The 18,113-nt window shown below is 38.2% G+C and carries 12 protein-coding genes; 3 read left to right on the top strand and 9 right to left on the bottom strand.

Annotated features, from left to right (window positions below):
- Positions 1-4 precede the first annotated feature (4 nt).
- The 3 genes from FHT21_RS16815 (at position 5) to FHT21_RS16805 (ending at position 3,469) form a co-directional block, all read left to right on the top strand.
- Entirely contained in the window at positions 5-2,509 is a 2,505-nt protein-coding gene (locus FHT21_RS16815; RefSeq protein WP_167295925.1) for a glycoside hydrolase family 9 protein, read from the top strand.
- Between the two features lie 71 nt (positions 2,510-2,580).
- Complete coding sequence (locus FHT21_RS16810; RefSeq protein WP_025141696.1) at positions 2,581-2,766, top strand: hypothetical protein; 186 nt, start codon at positions 2,581-2,583, stop codon at positions 2,764-2,766.
- 133 nt (positions 2,767-2,899) lie between these two features.
- Complete coding sequence (locus FHT21_RS16805) at positions 2,900-3,469, top strand: DUF2911 domain-containing protein (RefSeq protein ID WP_167295924.1); 570 nt, start codon at positions 2,900-2,902, stop codon at positions 3,467-3,469.
- A gap of 93 nt (positions 3,470-3,562) precedes the next feature.
- On the opposite strand, the gene FHT21_RS16800 is transcribed toward FHT21_RS16805, so the two are convergent.
- The 9 genes from FHT21_RS16800 to FHT21_RS16760 form a co-directional block, all read right to left on the bottom strand.
- Positions 3,563-4,027 (bottom strand): nuclear transport factor 2 family protein, encoded by a 465-nt coding sequence (locus FHT21_RS16800; protein WP_167295923.1) that lies wholly within the window; start codon positions 4,025-4,027, stop codon positions 3,563-3,565.
- Positions 4,028-4,192: 165 nt separating this feature from the next.
- Positions 4,193-5,650, bottom strand: a complete 1,458-nt coding sequence (locus FHT21_RS16795; RefSeq protein ID WP_167295922.1) for a RagB/SusD family nutrient uptake outer membrane protein — start codon at positions 5,648-5,650, stop codon at positions 4,193-4,195.
- Positions 5,651-5,661: 11 nt separating this feature from the next.
- Positions 5,662-8,775, bottom strand: a complete 3,114-nt coding sequence (locus tag FHT21_RS16790) for a TonB-dependent receptor (protein ID WP_167295921.1) — start codon at positions 8,773-8,775, stop codon at positions 5,662-5,664.
- A 289-nt stretch (positions 8,776-9,064) separates the two neighbouring features.
- Positions 9,065-9,931 carry an AraC family transcriptional regulator gene (locus FHT21_RS16785; RefSeq protein ID WP_167295920.1) on the bottom strand — a complete coding sequence of 289 codons (867 nt, stop codon included), beginning with the start codon at positions 9,929-9,931 and terminating at the stop codon, positions 9,065-9,067.
- A 4-nt stretch (positions 9,932-9,935) separates the two neighbouring features.
- Positions 9,936-10,301 carry a VOC family protein gene (locus FHT21_RS16780; RefSeq protein WP_167295919.1) on the bottom strand — a complete coding sequence of 122 codons (366 nt, stop codon included), beginning with the start codon at positions 10,299-10,301 and terminating at the stop codon, positions 9,936-9,938.
- 104 nt (positions 10,302-10,405) lie between these two features.
- Positions 10,406-11,032, bottom strand: a complete 627-nt coding sequence (locus FHT21_RS16775; protein WP_167295918.1) for a response regulator transcription factor — start codon at positions 11,030-11,032, stop codon at positions 10,406-10,408.
- A 35-nt stretch (positions 11,033-11,067) separates the two neighbouring features.
- The gene (locus FHT21_RS16770) at positions 11,068-13,920 is read right to left on the bottom strand and encodes a sensor histidine kinase (RefSeq protein ID WP_167295917.1); all 2,853 of its coding nucleotides are present in this window, start codon (positions 13,918-13,920) and stop codon (positions 11,068-11,070) included.
- Positions 13,921-14,039: 119 nt separating this feature from the next.
- Positions 14,040-16,412: a phospholipase C, phosphocholine-specific gene (locus FHT21_RS16765; protein WP_167295916.1), complete on the bottom strand. Its 2,373-nt coding sequence runs from the start codon at positions 16,410-16,412 to the stop codon at positions 14,040-14,042.
- 153 nt (positions 16,413-16,565) lie between these two features.
- The gene (locus FHT21_RS16760) at positions 16,566-18,071 is read right to left on the bottom strand and encodes a family 16 glycosylhydrolase (protein ID WP_167295915.1); all 1,506 of its coding nucleotides are present in this window, start codon (positions 18,069-18,071) and stop codon (positions 16,566-16,568) included.
- Positions 18,072-18,113 lie beyond the last annotated feature (42 nt).

Raw genomic sequence — 18,113 nt, 5'->3', positions numbered from 1 at the left:
GATAATGAAAAATAAGTTCTTTACAGTGGCAACTTTTGCCCTTGCCCTATGGCTCCTATGTTCATTTATCGGCACAACAAGAAGAGACCATCAGCGCTGGATCAGGATTAATCTGCTCGGCTACCCTACCGAAAGTATTAAAGTTGCAGTATGGGCGAGTAAAACAAATGAAATACTTGCCCAATTTGAAATTGTAGAGAAAGAGACCAATAAAATTGTTTATACCTCAACTAATATTAAAAGTTTTGGGCGTTACGGCCCTTTTAAACAAACAGCCAGGTTAAATTTTAGCGATTTTAAAAAACAGGGGAGTTTTTATATCCGGGCAAATGGCACTACTTCGCCCCTGCTACTGATCAATGATGATGTATATAAAGGTGCGGCAGATTTCTGCTTGCAGTATATGCGCCAGCAACGAAGCGGCTTTAACCCCTACCTTAAAGACAGTTGCCATACCCACGATGGCTTTGTATTATATGGCGCAAAAGCAGGCCTTAAAGATAGTACACATTTTGATGCTTCTGGTGGGTGGCACGATGCAAGTGATTATTTGCAATATTCAACAACATCTGCTAATGCTACTTATCATCTATTAATGGCCTACCGCGATTTCCCACAGGTTTTTGGCGATAAGCAACAGGCAAACGGTTTAACCGGAAAAAACGGCAGGGCCGATATTTTGGATGAAGCAAAGTGGGGTTTAGATTGGCTACTGAAAATGCATCCGCAAAAGAACATGATGTTTAACCAATTGGCTGATGACCGTGATCACATTAGCATGCGAATACCAAAAGAAGACAGCCAATATGGTAAAGGGTTTGAGCGCCCGCTTTATTTTATTACTGGAGAACCGCAGCAGCGTGGTAAATTTATGAACAACACCACAGGAACCAGCTCTACCGCTGCTAAATTTACCAGTGCTTTTAATCTAGGTTCTGTTTTATTTAAAGAGCGTGATCGGACTTATGCACAAATGCTTACTAAAAAAGCCAAAACGGCATATAAATTCGCGTTACGAAAACCTGGTGTAACACAAACGGCTTCTGTAAAATCGCCATACATTTATGCTGAAGACAATTGGGTTGACGATATGGAACTGGCAGAAACATCATTCAATTTTGGAAGAGAAAAGGTCGATCAAAAGAAAATAACGCTGGCCTTAAACTATGCTCAGCAAGAAAGTGTCACGCCTTGGCTACAAAAAGACACCGCAGCGCACTATCAATATTATCCTTTCATCAACCTTGGTCACTACGAAATTGCCAGACAAGATTTAAAGGACAAAACAGCCATCAGCTATTATCAAAAGGGAATTAAGCAAGTTTGGAACCGTGCACAAAACAACGCCTTTTACCGTGGTATTCCTTTTATCTGGTGTAGTAACAATTTAACTGTTTCCTTTGCTATGCAATGCAACTGGTATGCCGCCTTAAGTGGCGATAAAACCTACGCTGAGCTTGAACAGGCTAATTTCGATTGGCTTTTTGGCAGTAATCCTTGGGGAACGAGTATGGTTTATGGTCTGCCTCAATGGGGAGATACCCCAACCGATCCGCATTCGGCTTTTACCCATTTAAAGAATTATCCAATAAATGGCGGACTGGTTGACGGACCAGTTTACACCAATATTTATAAAGGCTTAATTGGGATCAAGTTAAATGATGCTGATGAATATGCCGACTTTCAGAGCGATTTGGCCGTTTACCACGATGATTATGGTGATTATAGTACCAATGAACCTACAATGGACGGAACAGCCTCTCTTATTTATTTATTAGCGGCCAAAGAAGCACAGGCTAAACCCCTACCCAACCATAAAACTTATAGCTTGGGTGCGAACATTCGGGGCGATTCTACTCAAAAGAAAATCTATCTGGTTTTTACAGGTGACGAATATGCTGATGGCGGCGAGAAAATAAGCAAGGTGCTAGCACAGGAGAAAGTTAAAGCATCTTTTTTTCTTACCGGAAATTTTTATCGGAACCCTAACTTCCATTCATTGATTAAAAAACTAAAAAATGACGGGCATTACCTAGGCCCGCATTCTGACAAACATTTATTGTACTGCGATTGGAATAAACGCGACAGTCTTCTGGTTACAAAAACTGATTTCGAAAAAGATTTAAATAATAACTATCAGGCCATGGCAGGTTTTGGGATTAACAAAGAAACGGCGAGCTATTTTTTACCTCCTTACGAATGGTATAACCAAACCATCGCCAACTGGACCAATGCGCTGGGCTTACAATTAATCAACTTCACTCCCGGCACACGATCAAACGCTGATTATACCTATCCCGAAATGGGAAAAAGTTATCGATCGAGCGATGAAATATATCGATCGATTATTACCTTTAATGAAACAAAGCCCAGTGGTTTAAATGGTTTTATCTTATTGCTGCACATTGGTACAGATGCCAGAAGAACTGATAAATTTTATAACAGGTTGGCAGAATTGATTACCTATCTGAAAAAGGCTGATTATAAATTGGCTAGAATTGATAATTAATTAGAATTTGGGCGTAATGACAAATTAAAATTTAAAATAAATATTAACTTTGCCTCCAAATAACAAAAAACATGAGTGTACAAGAGAACAGCAGCAATAATTTCAACTGGTTATATTATGCTTTAGGTTTATTCTTCGGAGTTTTAACTGGAGCAATCATTACGCAAAACTATATTTTTGCTTTGTTAGGTGGCGTTTTAGGTTTGTTAACAGCAGGCTTATTTTTAAACGCTATCGTAAAAGGAAGAAAATACTAGTTTTTAGTCCCTTATACAATTAAATCCTTTTAAGGATTAAAAATATAATTCCACAGCAAATGAGGCGATTATGATTTTACGAATAGCTGTAAGATCATAATTGCTCATCGCTACTGAAAACAAAAACCTATAAATGAAAAATATCTTCATTGTTGTTTTCGCTCTTCTTTGTTTTGGCGCAAAGGCCCAACAAGCTCCTACCGCCGAAGTAAAATTTCCTGTTGCAGACCCAAGCCCTGCAGATATTGTTTATTTTCCACTTAATGCTCCAAAGGCAAAGGCTGGAGACCCAACAAAACCGGTTATAAAGATTGTTTATTCGCGCCCACAGAAAAAAGGACGTGATATTTTTGGCGTTTTAGAACAGTATGGAAATGTTTGGCGTTTTGGCGCTAACGAAAGTACAGAGGTTCGTTTCTTCAAAAAAGTAAGCATTGGCGGTAAAAAAATCAAAGCAGGTGCTTATAGCATATTTGCCATTCCAAATAAAGACACTTGGACGATTATTGTAAATAGCGAAACCGATAAATGGGGTGCTTTTACCTACAATCAGGCTAAAGATATTGTTCGTGTAAATGTTCCGGTTAAAACCCTGGCTAAACCGATCGAGTATTTCTCCTTAACCTTTACAGAGATTATTGGAGGTGCTAATCTGGTTATCGGGTGGGACAGAACGCAGGTAGAATTACCAATTAACTTTTAAGTCGAAAAGAAATAAAACAACAAAGTCTCGGTAATAACCGAGACTTTGTTGTTTTATTTGCTATATAATTCTCCGCATCTAAGAATAATGCCCTTAATTTGAAACGAGTTTTTTAGCCTCACTATCGTTGCTGATAAAGACTTTGTATACCTGCGTAATTTTCCATTCGCCTTCTTTATCTTTCTCGATGATCACAAAGTTTTGTTGTGCACCATCAAATAATTCGTAATTAATATCTACACGTGCAATTACCAGGGCATCGGTTTCAGAAACAATTGTAGAACTGATGCTGCAATCGCGCTGAATTACGCCTTCATTTTTCTTCATCTGGCTTAATACATCACTTGCTTTATGTTTAATTACCCTTACATCTCTATTCGAAGTAAAAACAGCATCTTCGCTTAAAACCGCTTTTAACTTTTTATAATCAGAATTCATGTAACTATCCATATAATAATTGATAACCGATTTATGGCTTGCAGTTGGTTTTTCAGCTGCAAAAACATTATTTGTGATTGTAATACCTAGTAATAAAATCACCAAAGCTTTTAGTCTCATAACTATCTGTGTTTTTTTATTAAAGGTCGGCCGGAACTGATAAAAATAATATGCCGATAACACCATAATGATGAGGTAACTAAAATGTGATATTGCATTAAAAAGCCCTTTCCAATTGGTTTTGGAAAGGGCTGTGAACTGAATTCAATTCAGCGAAAAAATGGATTAATAACCCGGGTTTTGCTGAGGTTTTAATACCGGATTGGCATCCAGTTCTAACTGAGGAATCGGAGAAACCAACCTATTATCACCAGATGGGAAGTTTACGATTTTCCAGTGTACTGTAGAACCGGTTCTGTCCACACCTTTTTTAGTACGTAACAAATCGAAAAACTTATGTCCTTCGCCATACAACTCTTTATTACGCTCCAACAGTATTTCTTCAATTAAAGCATTACCTGTGTTTGCTGAAACAACAGTAGCTACACCAGCGCGTTGCTGTATAGCCAATAAAGCTTGTTTAGCTGCTGGTTCATTACCCAATCTTGCTTCTGCTTCTGCCTCAATTAAATACATCTCTGAAGAGCGAATTAGCACCTGATTATTAGCAGGCGTAGTTGTAAAGTCGAACTTATTGATCAGATATCCCTCTCCTCTTCTTCTGTAAGCGCCGGTACTGGCAGCAGCAGTTGGACTGTTTTTAACCAGGAACTGTTTTTTACGCTCATCGTTTGCGGCAAAAGAATTAAAGAAATCATCAGTAACCCTAAAGCTTGAGTAACCTGAATCGTAAGGGTCGTAAAATGATGATACTGCAAGGAAACCCTGGTTATCATCTGTTCTTACATTAATGGCGTAAATCCACTCAGAGGTTGGGTTATTAAAGCCTGTTAACAATGCGGCGGCTGTACTTAATGGCTTTGCTGCACGTGCTAACTTAGCGTAGCGGCTAGCTTCGGCCCAATTGCCCATGTTTAAATAAACACGAGCTAACATACCTTGTATAGTAGGAACACTCATTCTATAAATACTGGTTCTGCCTGTTGTTGGTAAGTTTGTTTCCGCATATTTCAAATCATCAATAATAAAAGCATACACATCTTTTACTTTATCCCTGGCAGGTGATGTTTCATCTGGCCCTAAAGGTTTTCTTAAAATAGGTACACCAAGCGCTTCAGGATTTACAGCATAAGGCTGTGAAAACCAACGTACTAACCAGAAATACGTGTAAGCTCTTAACGCTCGTGCTTCGGCCAGATATTCTGTTTTTAAGGCATCGCTGATAGGCGCCTCCGGAATGTTCACCACAAACTGGTTTGCATTTGAAATCACTTTATAACTGTATTGCCACCAGGCATAGGCATCGCCGTTGTTTACTGTTTCTACAAACTGATATTGTGCTACAAAACGGTTATAGTTTCCGGCACCGCTTACAACCATTACATCGTTACCCTTAACATCGGCACTTAATATCATATTATTAGTATAACCCGAAAAGGTAGTAAGATCGTAAATACCAGTCATGGCTGCCTGTATTTTTGCTCCTGACGAAAAAGCATCTTTAGCATTTATTTGTTGTGTTGGGGTTACCTGTAAAAATTCTTTCTTGCAGGATGTTGCCCCAACAAGAAGAAACATTACTCCGGTATATATGACGGTTTTATATGTTTTTATCTTTTTCATTACTTTATCAATTAAAATCCAACATTAAGACCTAACGTAAATGTTTTAACATTTGGAATATCGTTATCAGTTAAACCGGTAAGGGCCGATTCAGGATCCATACCTTTATGTTTAGCCCATGTAAATGGATTTTCAGCCATTAAATACACCCTAACATTCGACAAATGAACCGTTTCTAACCAATTTTTCTTTAATGAATAGCCCAATGCGATATTTTTAACACGCATAAACGATCCATCGTATAAGAAACGGGTTGATTGGTTATTTCCTAAATCAGTATTATTGATTACAAAGCGGGGTACATCGGTTATGTCACCTGGTTTTTGCCAGCTGTTATAATTATCTATTGATAATTGCTTACCAACAGCCCCCCCACTATGCATCAGGTTACCATATAAGGTATCGTAAATTTTAGCTCCGGTAGAAAAATAAGTGAATACGCTTAAATCAAATTCCCTATATCTAAAGGTGTTGTTAAAACCTCCTGTGAATTTTGGTAGCGAAGAACCTAAACCATCATAACGTGTTGCAGTTGACCAGTTTTTTGTGGTAATTCTGTTCCCTGTAGCCTGACCATTTACAATTTCGTCGGTATACCACATTGGTCGGCCATCTGCCGGATCAACTCCTGCATAATCACGTAAATACCATTGGTATCTGTCAGCTCCTACTTTCCATCTTTTAGTACCATCAATTACTTCATTTTGGGTCATTGCATTGATTTTGTTTCTATTCGAAGTAATATTAAAAGAGATGTTCCAATCGAAATCTTTGGTTTTAACCGGGTTTCCGTTTAATAAAATCTCTACACCATAATTATCCATCGAGGCAAGGTTTGTAGTCAAATTATCAAAGCCGGTTAACCTTGTAAGAGGCTGATCAAACAATAAGCCTTTAGACCCTCTTTTATAATATGAGGCTTCACCGCTAATTTTCCCTTTCAGGAAAGCGAACTCCACACCAATATCTAAAGTTGAATTCTGCTCCCATTTCAGGTTTACATTTTCGAGCTGAACATAGTTAATGCCCGATTGTCCTTCGTAGTTTTTACCCAAGCCATATAAACCCTGGGCCGCATAACGATCAATTCTGTCGTTACCTGAAGTACCATAACTGGCTCTTAATTTTAATTCATCAATCCAGTTTACATCTTTTAAGAAATTCTCTCTGCCGATGCGCCATCCGCCACCAACAGAATAAAATGTACCGTATTTATTGTCATTTCCAAAAACAGATGAACCGTCTCTTCTTAAACTTCCAGATAGATAATACTTACCTGCGTAGTTATATTGCAAACGCGAAAAATACGAGGCAAACCTTTGTTGGGTATAATAAGATTGTACTGTTGATGGTGTTGATGCAGCAATTTGCTCATTAGTCCCTGGGAAAGGGAATCCTGTAACCTGGGAATAGTTAAAATCACGTTTTGAACGGTATGCTTCTTGGCCTAATAAAACATCGAAATTATGCTGATTGAAAGTTTTGTTGTAGGTTAAAGTATTTTGAAACGTTACAGTAACATCCTCTTTCGAATAACGGTATGCGCGTCCTTTTACACTCACACCATCGCCATGCTCCATGTTGTAGAACTGGCGTTCGCGGTTGTTGATATAATCAATTCCCACCATACTTTTAGCAACAAAATCTTTTAAAAACCGAACCTCGGCATAAGGGCTGGTGATAACCCTGTTGGTTATGGTATTGTATTCATTCAGTTTAGATAAACCAACCGGGTTAAAATCTGGTGTAACAGGGTTAATGTAGTTATAGACAGGGTTTCCGGTTGCATCATACACTACGTTTCCGTTGGCATCACGTACATATAAGGGATAAATATTGGCTGTTTGATCGGCAAAGTTTACCGGGTTATCAGAACCAGTACTTCCGGCCGGGGTATTTTGCTCGGTGCGGGTTAAACTGTTGTTAATGCCCACTTTTAAGAAATCGGTAACATCGGTATTAAAGTTAAACTTGCCTGAATAGCGTTTAAAATCTGAGCGAATTACAATGCCATTTTGCTCAAAGTAACCACCCGAAACAAAGAATTTACTTCTATCATTACCACCACTAGCTGATAAATCGATATTTTTAGTTACGCCTCTGCGCAATACTTCATCACGCCAATCGGTATCGTAAAGCAATGATGCTCCATTAGCCAATACTCCATTTGCTGCGTAAGGATTAGCCGTGTTGTATGGATTTACAACTAATTTAGCATTGGTTAATCCATTTGCTGCAGTAGCCGCAGCATCAGGAGCTAAACCCGCTGCCAAACGCTGTGCATAATAAACATCCCAAAATGTTTTGTAATATTGTGTGGCATCCATTACCTTATGCTTATCTACTGCCTGGTAAGAATATCCGGTGCTAGAGCTTAAATTCAATTTAGTTTTGCCGGCTTTTCCTTGCTTTGTTGTGATCAATACCACACCATTTGCTGCCCTAGAACCATAAATAGCTGCAGCGGTCGCATCTTTTAATACTGTTACCGAAGCAATATCGTTGGGATTTATTGAAGAAAGTACATCAGAAGTTTGTGCAACCGAGCTTAAATCGCCATTGGTAATGGCAATTCCATCAACCACATAAAGCGGGGTACTTGAAGCGGTAAAAGAACCTACTCCACGAATCCTAACAGTAGAAGTTGCACCTGGCTGACCAGATACACTGGTAACCTGCACACCAGCAGCAGCTCCTTGTAGGGCTTTCTCAAAAGAAGTAACTGGACGATCTTTAAAAACATCGTCATCAATCACAGCTGCAGAACCTGTAAAGTTTTCCTTCTTAATGGTTCCATAACCGATAATCATTACATCCTGCAGGTTTTTAGAAGATGAAACCATGCGAATATTTAGCGTTTCGCCTGTTATTTTTACTTCCTGCTCAGTGTAACCAACATAGCTCAACACTAAACTCTGTGCATTTGCTGGTACCGAAATTGAAAAGGTTCCTTGCCCAGTGGTTTGAGTTAGTTGTGTGGTTCCTTTTATCTTTATGGATACGCCTGGCAATGGCAAGCCATCATCCGCATCAACCACTTTTCCGGTAATTGTTCTATTTTGCGCCAGGGCATCAAAATAAGACAAAACCGCCACCATTAAAATCAATAGTAATTTTTGTTTCATGTTTGGGAATAAATAGTTAGTAATTAATTAGTTCAACAGGTTTTTAGCAGATGAGCACGAAACCAAATCAATAAGCAATTTAGGTGCTGTGAAAATCTGAAAATGTGCGAAAATCACCATTCTGTACAGAAGGGGCTTTAAACGCAAAAAAGCAAACCCCAATCCTGGCAGTTTGCTTTTTTAATCATTATTAACCTAAACAGGAAAAAACTTCTACAAATTGTCCTGCAAGAGCTTCAAAAATAGTTTCATCCTAACATTCAAAATATGCAGAAATCACTATTTATAATTAGTTCAACCTACTCTTTCTATATTTTAGAGGGGTAATATTGAACGTGTGTTTAAATAACCTGATAAATGAGCTTGGGCATTCAAACCCTACTAAACCTACTATCTCATTTAAGGAATAAGTGGTGGTTTGCAATAGTTTTTTAGCTCTGTTTAATCTTAAGTGTACCAAAAATTGGTATGGGCTAATTTCATATGCTTCTTTAAATGTTCTTAGCAAATGGTTAACCGATAAACATGCCTGTTCGGCAATATTTTCTAATGTTATATTTTGATTGTAATTGCTGCTAATGTATTCTTTAGCAAGTGTTAATCTTTTTAAAACCTCCTCGCGGGTTTTCGCTTTGATAAAGCTGAGTTTATCTAATTTCTGGATCACCTCTTTATCGTAAATTTTATAATAATTTAAAAGGCAGTGGTACAGATATTCATTAATCAGCATTTCATCTTTCAAACCTTTATCGAGCTGGCTTTTTAAATGCAATACGTTAAAACGCATATCGCCAGAAAACGGATAAAGTGATTCGATAAACGAAGGTGTTTCCTGTACTTCTTTTCCGGCCAGTAAACTTTCGTTGCTACTCGAAAAAGTATGATAAAAATCTTTAATAAAATTTTCGCCAAAAGAAACAGAAAATGTATTTACAGGACTTATTGAGTCTATTTTGCTGCTAAAATTTGTTCCCGCGTTTACTACCGCAAAAGTATCGGGGTAAATGCTAAACTTACGCTTGTTAATTTCGCAATCTTCGGTTCCGTTAAAAACAAATTTAATGGTATAAGCATCGTTCTGTTGCTCGTATATGGCTTCACAGGTGCTTTCGCTTATAATTTTATTCCTATTGCTTAACTCTTTTACGTACCTCATCACATTAATCCTCATTGTAGTTACGCTGTTCCAATATGATAAAATGATTACCATAAGGATCAGAAAATTCGATACTTAAACCTTCACTTAGGTAAACCGGCCTATTTTTAAAAATAACCCCTCTCGATTTTAGCCTGCAATAATCTTCTAAACAGTCATCGCTGGTTAATACAATTTTATTGGTCTGGTTTTGATGCTTTTGTTCCGACAGGAAAATACTGGTCTCATGATCTGCCTTAACCATTATTCCTTTTTCCTTTTCAGAAATCATTGTTGATTCTGTAGGCATCCCTAAACAGTTGGCATAAAATGCATCTGCATCATTTAGTTGCGTTACTTGCACATAAAAGAATTTTACAGATTGGTTCATTGCCTTGTTTAATTGTATGATGTAAAATTAAACTGAAATTGAACCCAAAGGATCACCCAAAAAGGGTGATTTTCGCATTTTTTTTAGCAGAATACCGCTATAGATTAAATAAAGCGCTTTTCTTTGGCTGTTTTAATCGCTTCTGCCTTGGAGTTTACATCAAGTTTGATGTAAATATTTTTCACATGGCTTCTCACCGTTTCCGGATCAATAAAGAGATCGTTTGCGATTTGAGATTTTGTTTGTCCGTTTGCAATCCGATCTAATATTTCGGTTTCGCGTTTAGTTAAGGGAGAGTTCAGGTTTTTTTGAAAAGAATGCATTACAATGCGCGCAACATTTGTGCTCATGGCCCCTCCACCAGTACTCACTTCTCTTACGGCGTCTATAATTTTTGAGGCACTCGAATTTTTGGTAAGATAACCACCTGCCCCCATGGTTAGGGCTTCGAAAACCAATTCGGGCGAATCGAAAACAGTGAGAATAATAATATTCGTGTTGGGTAAGGTTTTTTTGATAAAAGGCAAGGCCTGCAATCCATTGGTGCCTGGCATCTGGATATCAAGCAAAATCACGTCAGGGTAATCGGTCTCTAAGTGTTTCTTGGCCAAATCGTATGATGCATAAGCATTTACCACCACAAAATCTTCAACATCGCTTAATAACGATTCATACCCCATTCGTAAAACATCGTCATCTTCGATTAGAACAATTCGTAAATTCTGGCTCATTTTGTGTTTGGTTTTTAATTAAGACGGTTTTAGTGCTATTTTGTAACAGGAATTCTGGTGGAAATTGTTGTAGTGGTGCCTTTTCCCCGAATTGAAGAAATTTGAAAAGTCGATTTTATACGTTTGCAGCGCGTTTGAATATTGTTTAGTCCTCTTCCTTTTTGTACCGTTTCAATATCAAAACCTTCGCCATCGTCTGTTGTTAAAATGTTTACTGTATCATGATCGGTTTCTATAACCATAATCAACACCTGGCTTGCCTTGGCATGCTTTAATACATTGTTGAGCATTTCCTTAAAAATTAACGTGAGGTTTCGGTTAAACTCCATCGACAGCTGTAGTTTTTGGTATTTACTTAATACCCCTTCCATTTTGAACGTAACGCCTGTATTTTGGAAAAGATCTATACCAAAATTTTTAATGTGCACCAAAATCTCAAAAAGGTTATCGCTATGTGGATCAAGCGCCCAAAGAATATCTTTTGTTCCGGTATATAGCAAACCGGCATTCTCTCTGATTAACCTAATCAGTTCTTTTTGCTCTTTTTCTGTCCCGGCAACTTTTTTATCCAAAATTTCAGACAAAACATTAATCCTGGTTAGTTTATTACCAATATCATCGTGAAAATCTTCCGCCGTTTGCTTACGGATTTTTTCCTGTTCTTTTAACTTTAACTTTTCAAACTGATGTTTTTTCCTTTCCCTGGTTTTAAAAATGAGGTAAAAGATAAGCCAGATCAGAAATATAAGTACCAGAAATGCGATAACCTTAAATATGACGGTATCGTAATACGGCGACACAATGGTAAAGCTAAACTGCTCGATATTTGATTGCTGGCCATTCGCAATAGCATAAACCTGGAAAGTATAACTACCTGGCCTTATGGTCGAATATTCGATCTCCGTGTTGGGTACAGGTTTGCTGAAATCGTTATCTATCCCAACCAGTTTGTAACGATAAAGCACGCTTTCGGGATTGGTGAGGTAAACCCCTTTAAAACTTATCGAAATGTGGTTTTGACTGTAGTCAAGTTTATAAAATTTATCTCCTTTTCCGTTCAGATCGATTGAAAGATCTTTTGCCCGATCATTTTTATGAAAAACACTTACCTGTTGAATATGGATAAAAGGATTTTTTTTGTCCTCTGCAAGCGCATTGGTTTTACATTGAATGAGGCCATTTATAGTGCCCACCAATATGCTGTTTTTATAATTGATAATAGCGTTTTGGTTACACTCTACAATTAGCGGGTGATCCCTAAAAACTTCATAAAATTGTTGCTGCCGATTAAAAGTAAGTTTGTTAATCCCTCGCCCTGTTCCGGCCCATAAATTATTATTCTTGTCGGTTGCAAGGCTATAAATATCATTTGAGTTCAACCCGTCGGCAACAACATAACGTTTAATAGCTTTCGTTTTTAAATTCCAGGTGATAATCCCGTCGCCAAGCGTAGCAAAAATTAAGTTATCTTCATGCCTTATAATGCTCAGTACGAAAACATTGCCTAGGGATTTAATATGAAATGTTTTATCTATCTTTCTATTTTTAATCAGTGTAATACCATTTGAGGTGCCAAGCAACACGCTATCCTTGCTCAAAGGGTAAACACAAGATAAGTAACCATCAAATCCGCTTATTCGTTCAGTTTTCCCATCTTTTAGATAAGTTGATGACATGAGCCCGTTTATCCAGATCCCTCCTTCCTCATCTTCGGCTATCGAGCTGTTATCAAACCGATCTGGCTTTAATACCTGGCTAAATTTCTGCCCATCGTATTTCCAAATGCCTTTACCATAGGTAGAAAACCAAATATTTTTTGCTTTATCGGCATAAACAAAGTAGATTTTTTTATCCTTAAAAGCAGGGATATCAACATTTAGTACATCTTTACCATCATACTTAAAAACACCTTTGTTAAAAGTACCAAACCAGAGGTTGTCATTTTTATCTGCTGCGATTCCGCTTATTGGATAAGCCAGGTTCTTACCCTTAAACCTATTATAGCGAATAAAAGCATCACCTTCATATTTATAAATACCGTCACTAAAGCAAGATATCCAGATATTGTTTTCAGCATCGCTAAATATTTCGTTAACCTGATTATCGCTCAATCCGTTATCTCCGTTAAAATTAAGGATCGAACCGTTTTTGTTAATAAAGTAAGCCCCTTTTTCAAAGCCTACCCACATATTTCCACGATTATCCTGTTCGATTGAATAATAGGTATCAATGCCTTCTTTTTTAAAAAATGGTTTAACTATGCCATTCTCCAGTACATAAATTCCGCTACGAGAGGTTAAGAGATAAGCCTTATTCTTTACGGTTTTGTCAAATAAAATTTTCCCGATAGATAAAGTATTGATGGCTGGAGGTAACTCCTGGTAAATTATCCAATTGTTGTTTTTTAATTGATAAATCCCCTTTTCTGACACAACCGCGTATAGGTTTCCAGCGCTATCACTGTTTATGGTATGAATATTTTTATCGGAAATGGAATAAAATACAACTTTATCCTTTTCAATTTTGAAAAGCTTATGACCACTAATTCCCCAAACAATTCCCTGCTTGTCTTTAAGCAGATGGCTGACTCCTTTGCCCGAAAACAGGGTGCTTATTTTTCCACGTTTAAGGATGCTGATACCTGTTTCGGTACCAAAAAGCATTTGGCCCTGGTTATCTTCTGCAATGCAGTTTACGGAGTTAGATCCCAATCCATCAGCTTTGCTGTATGAGATAAATTCCCTACCATCGAAATTACTTACCCCACCCAAAGTGCCAAGCCAAAGTGTTCTGTCTTTTGCTTGATAAATTACCATTACCTGCGATTGTGGCAAGCCGTCTTTCAAGCTATAATTGGTAAAATTATAGCTTTGAGCCGATAGCTTCAAGCTAAAAAGCAAAATGAAAGAAACTAGGAAGTTTATCCTGATTATAGACAGTTTACTGCACATATAATACAAAATAAGCATAATTTCTTTCAAAAGCCATCCCCCTTTTTGGGGGATATTTATGATGCGTTACCCATGTATGGATCTGTTTGGGTAATTTCCCCAGTTTCTATTTTACCTGCATAACGGTGTTTAAATGTGGTATTTCCTGCCTGTACAATACTGAAATCGTACCAATTCGCATTTTTAGCCAGATTAAACGAAATATTTGCACTCGATTTTGGCTTGATTGTTACGGTTCTACTTCCCGATTTGTATTTATTATCTACAATTTGAAGCGTAACCAAGCTGGCGCCTTTGTTTTCAATAGCAAAAACCAGGGCACCTGTAAGTTTTTTGCTTACCAAACCGCCCTGCTCTGGGTATACTTTTACAACAACAGAAGGATTTTCTTTGCTGCCCACGAAATGCCTGTAAAAACCATTCGGACCACTTACTATTAGATCATAAACTTCGTTATCAAAATCATCCAGTTTGATGCTGTCTTTTAACACATCGCCCGCTTTTACCGCATAGGCCCATGTTTTGCCTGCAACTCCCTTAAATTTGGCAATGGTATTCATGTTGAAAGGCGCACCGACGGTTTCTATTTCGCTACCAAACAAAGTTTTTGCCGATTGAAAAGTTAGTGCGATCTCATTGTTAACCAGATTTGCATCAACCGTTAAATGATAAGGAAGCGCACATGCGTGTTTGGTGCCATTCTCTTGCTTTGGTGCATGGATTGATGTTTCACGTGAAAAGGCCTCGAACTTATTAATTTTGGCCACTTCGGTTTTATTCAAAGCTGTTGGACCTACCTGGGCCGGTTTATTTTTGGCATTGCCGATGCTGGTTACTACCGCATCTCTTTTTAGTGGATCGGGCGATTGGATGGCTTCGCCGTTGTAAGGCCTAAAAACCGAAGTTAAATCGCCACATATATTTCTGCGCCAATCGCTGATGTTATTGCTTTTTATAGCCTTACCGGTTTTCTTGGCGAGCCATTTCTCCATGAACATAATCGATGAGGTATGATCGAAAACCTGCGAGTTTACAAAACCACCCTTGCTCCAAGGTGAGGCAATAACCAGTGGAACCCGATAGCCCAAACCGATCGGACTTCCTTTTCTTGATTCAAAATCGGTGGCATAATTTATTCCTTCAGACGCCTTTCCGCTGGTTGAATCATCAGGGGTTGGTACCACGAAAGGTGGCTGATGATCAAAATACCCATCATTTTCATCGTAGGTTAAAACAAAAATTGTTTTTTTCCAAACCTCAGGGTTTTTGGTTAAAATATCCAGGGCTTCGCTCACATACCAGGTTCCATACAATGGCGAGCTGGTGTGATCGGAAAAACGTTGGGGCGCAACCAACCAAGAAACCGTTGGTAATTTTCCGCTGTCTACGTCTTTTCTAAACTGATGAAAAATATCGCCTTTAGGCACATTAATCGTTTCAGATTTCCCCTGGTCATTTGTAAAAGTAAATGGTTCAAGATCGAGATAATCTTTTTGAGAAATATTCGTGGTAAATGCTTTATCTATTAAGTTTTTTTCCTTTTGTGATAATTTATCGTATTTCTCCTGAACCTCTTTTGCGGTTAAGGCTGGTTTAACGGTATTGTCGCCATTTTTTCTAAAATAAGCCGATAATTTAACGTTGTGCCTGCTGATGTATTCTACAGGATTATCGCCATAATTACCCAACCAGTCATCTATTTCACCTTCTGGGAGTTTGGAGGTCCATAATTCATTTTGGTAAATGCGCCAATCGATACCATTGTCTTCTAATGTTTCCTGAAAGGTTGGCCAATCTACAAACACATTATTTTGCGATTCAGCCTGATCGTTATTGACTACCGCAACCCGGTTTGCACTTTTTTCTCCGCGAACGGTTCCTGTAAAAAAGAACAGTCTATTTGGTGTTGTTCCGGTTAACGACGAGCAAAAATGCTGATCGCAAATGGTAAAAGCATCGGCCATGGCATAATAGAAAGGAATATCATTCCGATCGTAATAGGCCAAAGTCATGGGTGTTTTAACGGGCAACCATTTATCGTAACGGCCACCATTTCTCGCTGCTACCTGGTCGTTCCACGAGTGTGGCAAGCCACCCTGCCAGGTAATCTTTGTTTTGTTAATGTCGACATGAAAGGGGGCATAAGTGTATCCCTGACCATCTTTTTGCAGCCAGACTTTGTTTCCATCGGGCTGAATATGCGGATGCGGATCGTTAAATCCACGCACGCCCTTCATTTTACCAAACATGTGGTCGAAAGACCTGTTTTCCTGCATCAGGAAAACAATATGCTCGGCATCGTAAAATGTAGTGCCAGGCTCGGGGTTAATGGCCATAGCTTTAAGCACCGAACTGGGCAAGGTATTAGCCATGCCGGTGGCTCCGGCAAACAAGGCCGCTTTTTTTAGAAATTCTCTACGTGAGTCCATAAATTATACAATATAGCTTAGATACCGCAAGTTAAAGTTTTCAGTTATGAATTTTCAGTTGACAGTTAATTTTAGTCAGAAGTTCTCGGTCTGGAGTCCATAGTTGATAAATTAATCAATTAATGGCCAATGAACTATTGAACTGGCAAACCATTATTTCTGAAATACCCTTACATAATCAACTTTCATGGTCGCCGGGAAAATAGTGTCGTCCACTCCTTTTTTTCCACCCCAGCCACCACCAACAGCTAGATTTAAAATAATATGGAAATTTTGGTCGAAAGGCCAGTCGCCCGATCCTTTTTTGGTATTCTTAAAGGTGAGGTATTTTTGGTTATCGATAAAGAAATCAATGCGGTCGGCAAACCATTCTACAGCATAAATATGATATTCGCTATAAGGATTTTCAACCTTTAAAGCCTTGCCCACCTGTGTTTTGATTACATGGTTAAATTTTTCGGTATGCACTGTTCCATGAACGCTATCCGGATCATAACCTACATGTTCCATAATATCAATTTCGCCACTTTTTGGCCAGCCGCCGTATTTCGAATCGGTTGGTAAGGCCCATATAGCTGGCCATAAGCCCCTACCTTTAGGCAATATCGCCCGAACTTCTACCCTTCCGTATTTAAAATCGAATTTATTTTTCGTTACTAATCTGGCCGAAGTATAATGGTTGTTTTCCTTGTCTGCTTTTACAGCAGTAATATTTAGATTCCCTTTTTTTACAGCGACATTCGTGCTATCTGCATCGGTATAATATTGAAGTTCGTTATTGCCCCAGCCCTTTCCACCAACATCGTAACTCCAATTTTTTGCCAAAGGTAATCCGGCATCATTAAATTCATCAGCCCATTTCAGCTTCCAACCTGCTGCAACAGGTGTTTTTTTAAGCTCTTCGAAAACTAACTCTGGCTCGTTAGTAGTAATGTAATCAACCTGGTGTGCCAAAAGCCATTGAATTTCAGGAACAGTATTTACCGTCCAGGCATTTACGGTTAATCCCAATTTGTGGGCATTTTCAATCCATCCATCTTTTTGGTAAACACTAAAATGATAATCAACACCTGTTAATTTATCTGCTTTCATTTGTTCGGCACTGATTTCGCCTTTTAAGTAGGCTACTTTTGCTTTTGGCAAGAGTGCTAAAATACGTTTACAGTAATCGTAGTCAAAACTGATATACTCCGTCCACTCTACTACCTTGAGTTTCTGAACCATTTCAACACATTTATTGGTCACCTCAATTCCGCGCTCTTTACTAATTAACGAAGGTTTGATCTCTAAAATCAGTTTGGTTGTTCTCTGCTTTTTACCTTCCAATAAATAGGCTTCGAGCGTTGGGATTTTTTCGCCATTACTCATGGTTTTGGTCAATAAATCGGCATAGTTAACTTTCTCGATAACCAAACCCTGAAACTCAGGATCGTGATTAACTACCAAAACATTATCTGCAGTCATCCACACATCGAATTCTGATCCATAACAACCCAGCTTTACGGCTTCGTTTAAAGAAGCGATAGAATTTTGAGGAAAATTATTTTTCTTCCATGCTCCACGATGGGCAATTACCTGGTTTTTATTCCAGTTAAATTTTTGAGCAAAAGAGGCAGTAAAAATGAATAACATTAGTGCAGAAATAAATACTCGTTTCATATTTGGTATGATTATACAAAAAATCAAAAGTAGATTTTTATC

Origin of the sequence: Pedobacter sp. SG908, from assembly GCF_011759615.1 — a bacterium.
In the GTDB taxonomy this organism is placed as follows: Bacteria; Bacteroidota; Bacteroidia; order Sphingobacteriales; family Sphingobacteriaceae; genus Pedobacter; species Pedobacter riviphilus.
Note: the sequence above shows the minus strand (reverse complement) of the source record. Positions and strands in the feature narration are given on the sequence as shown.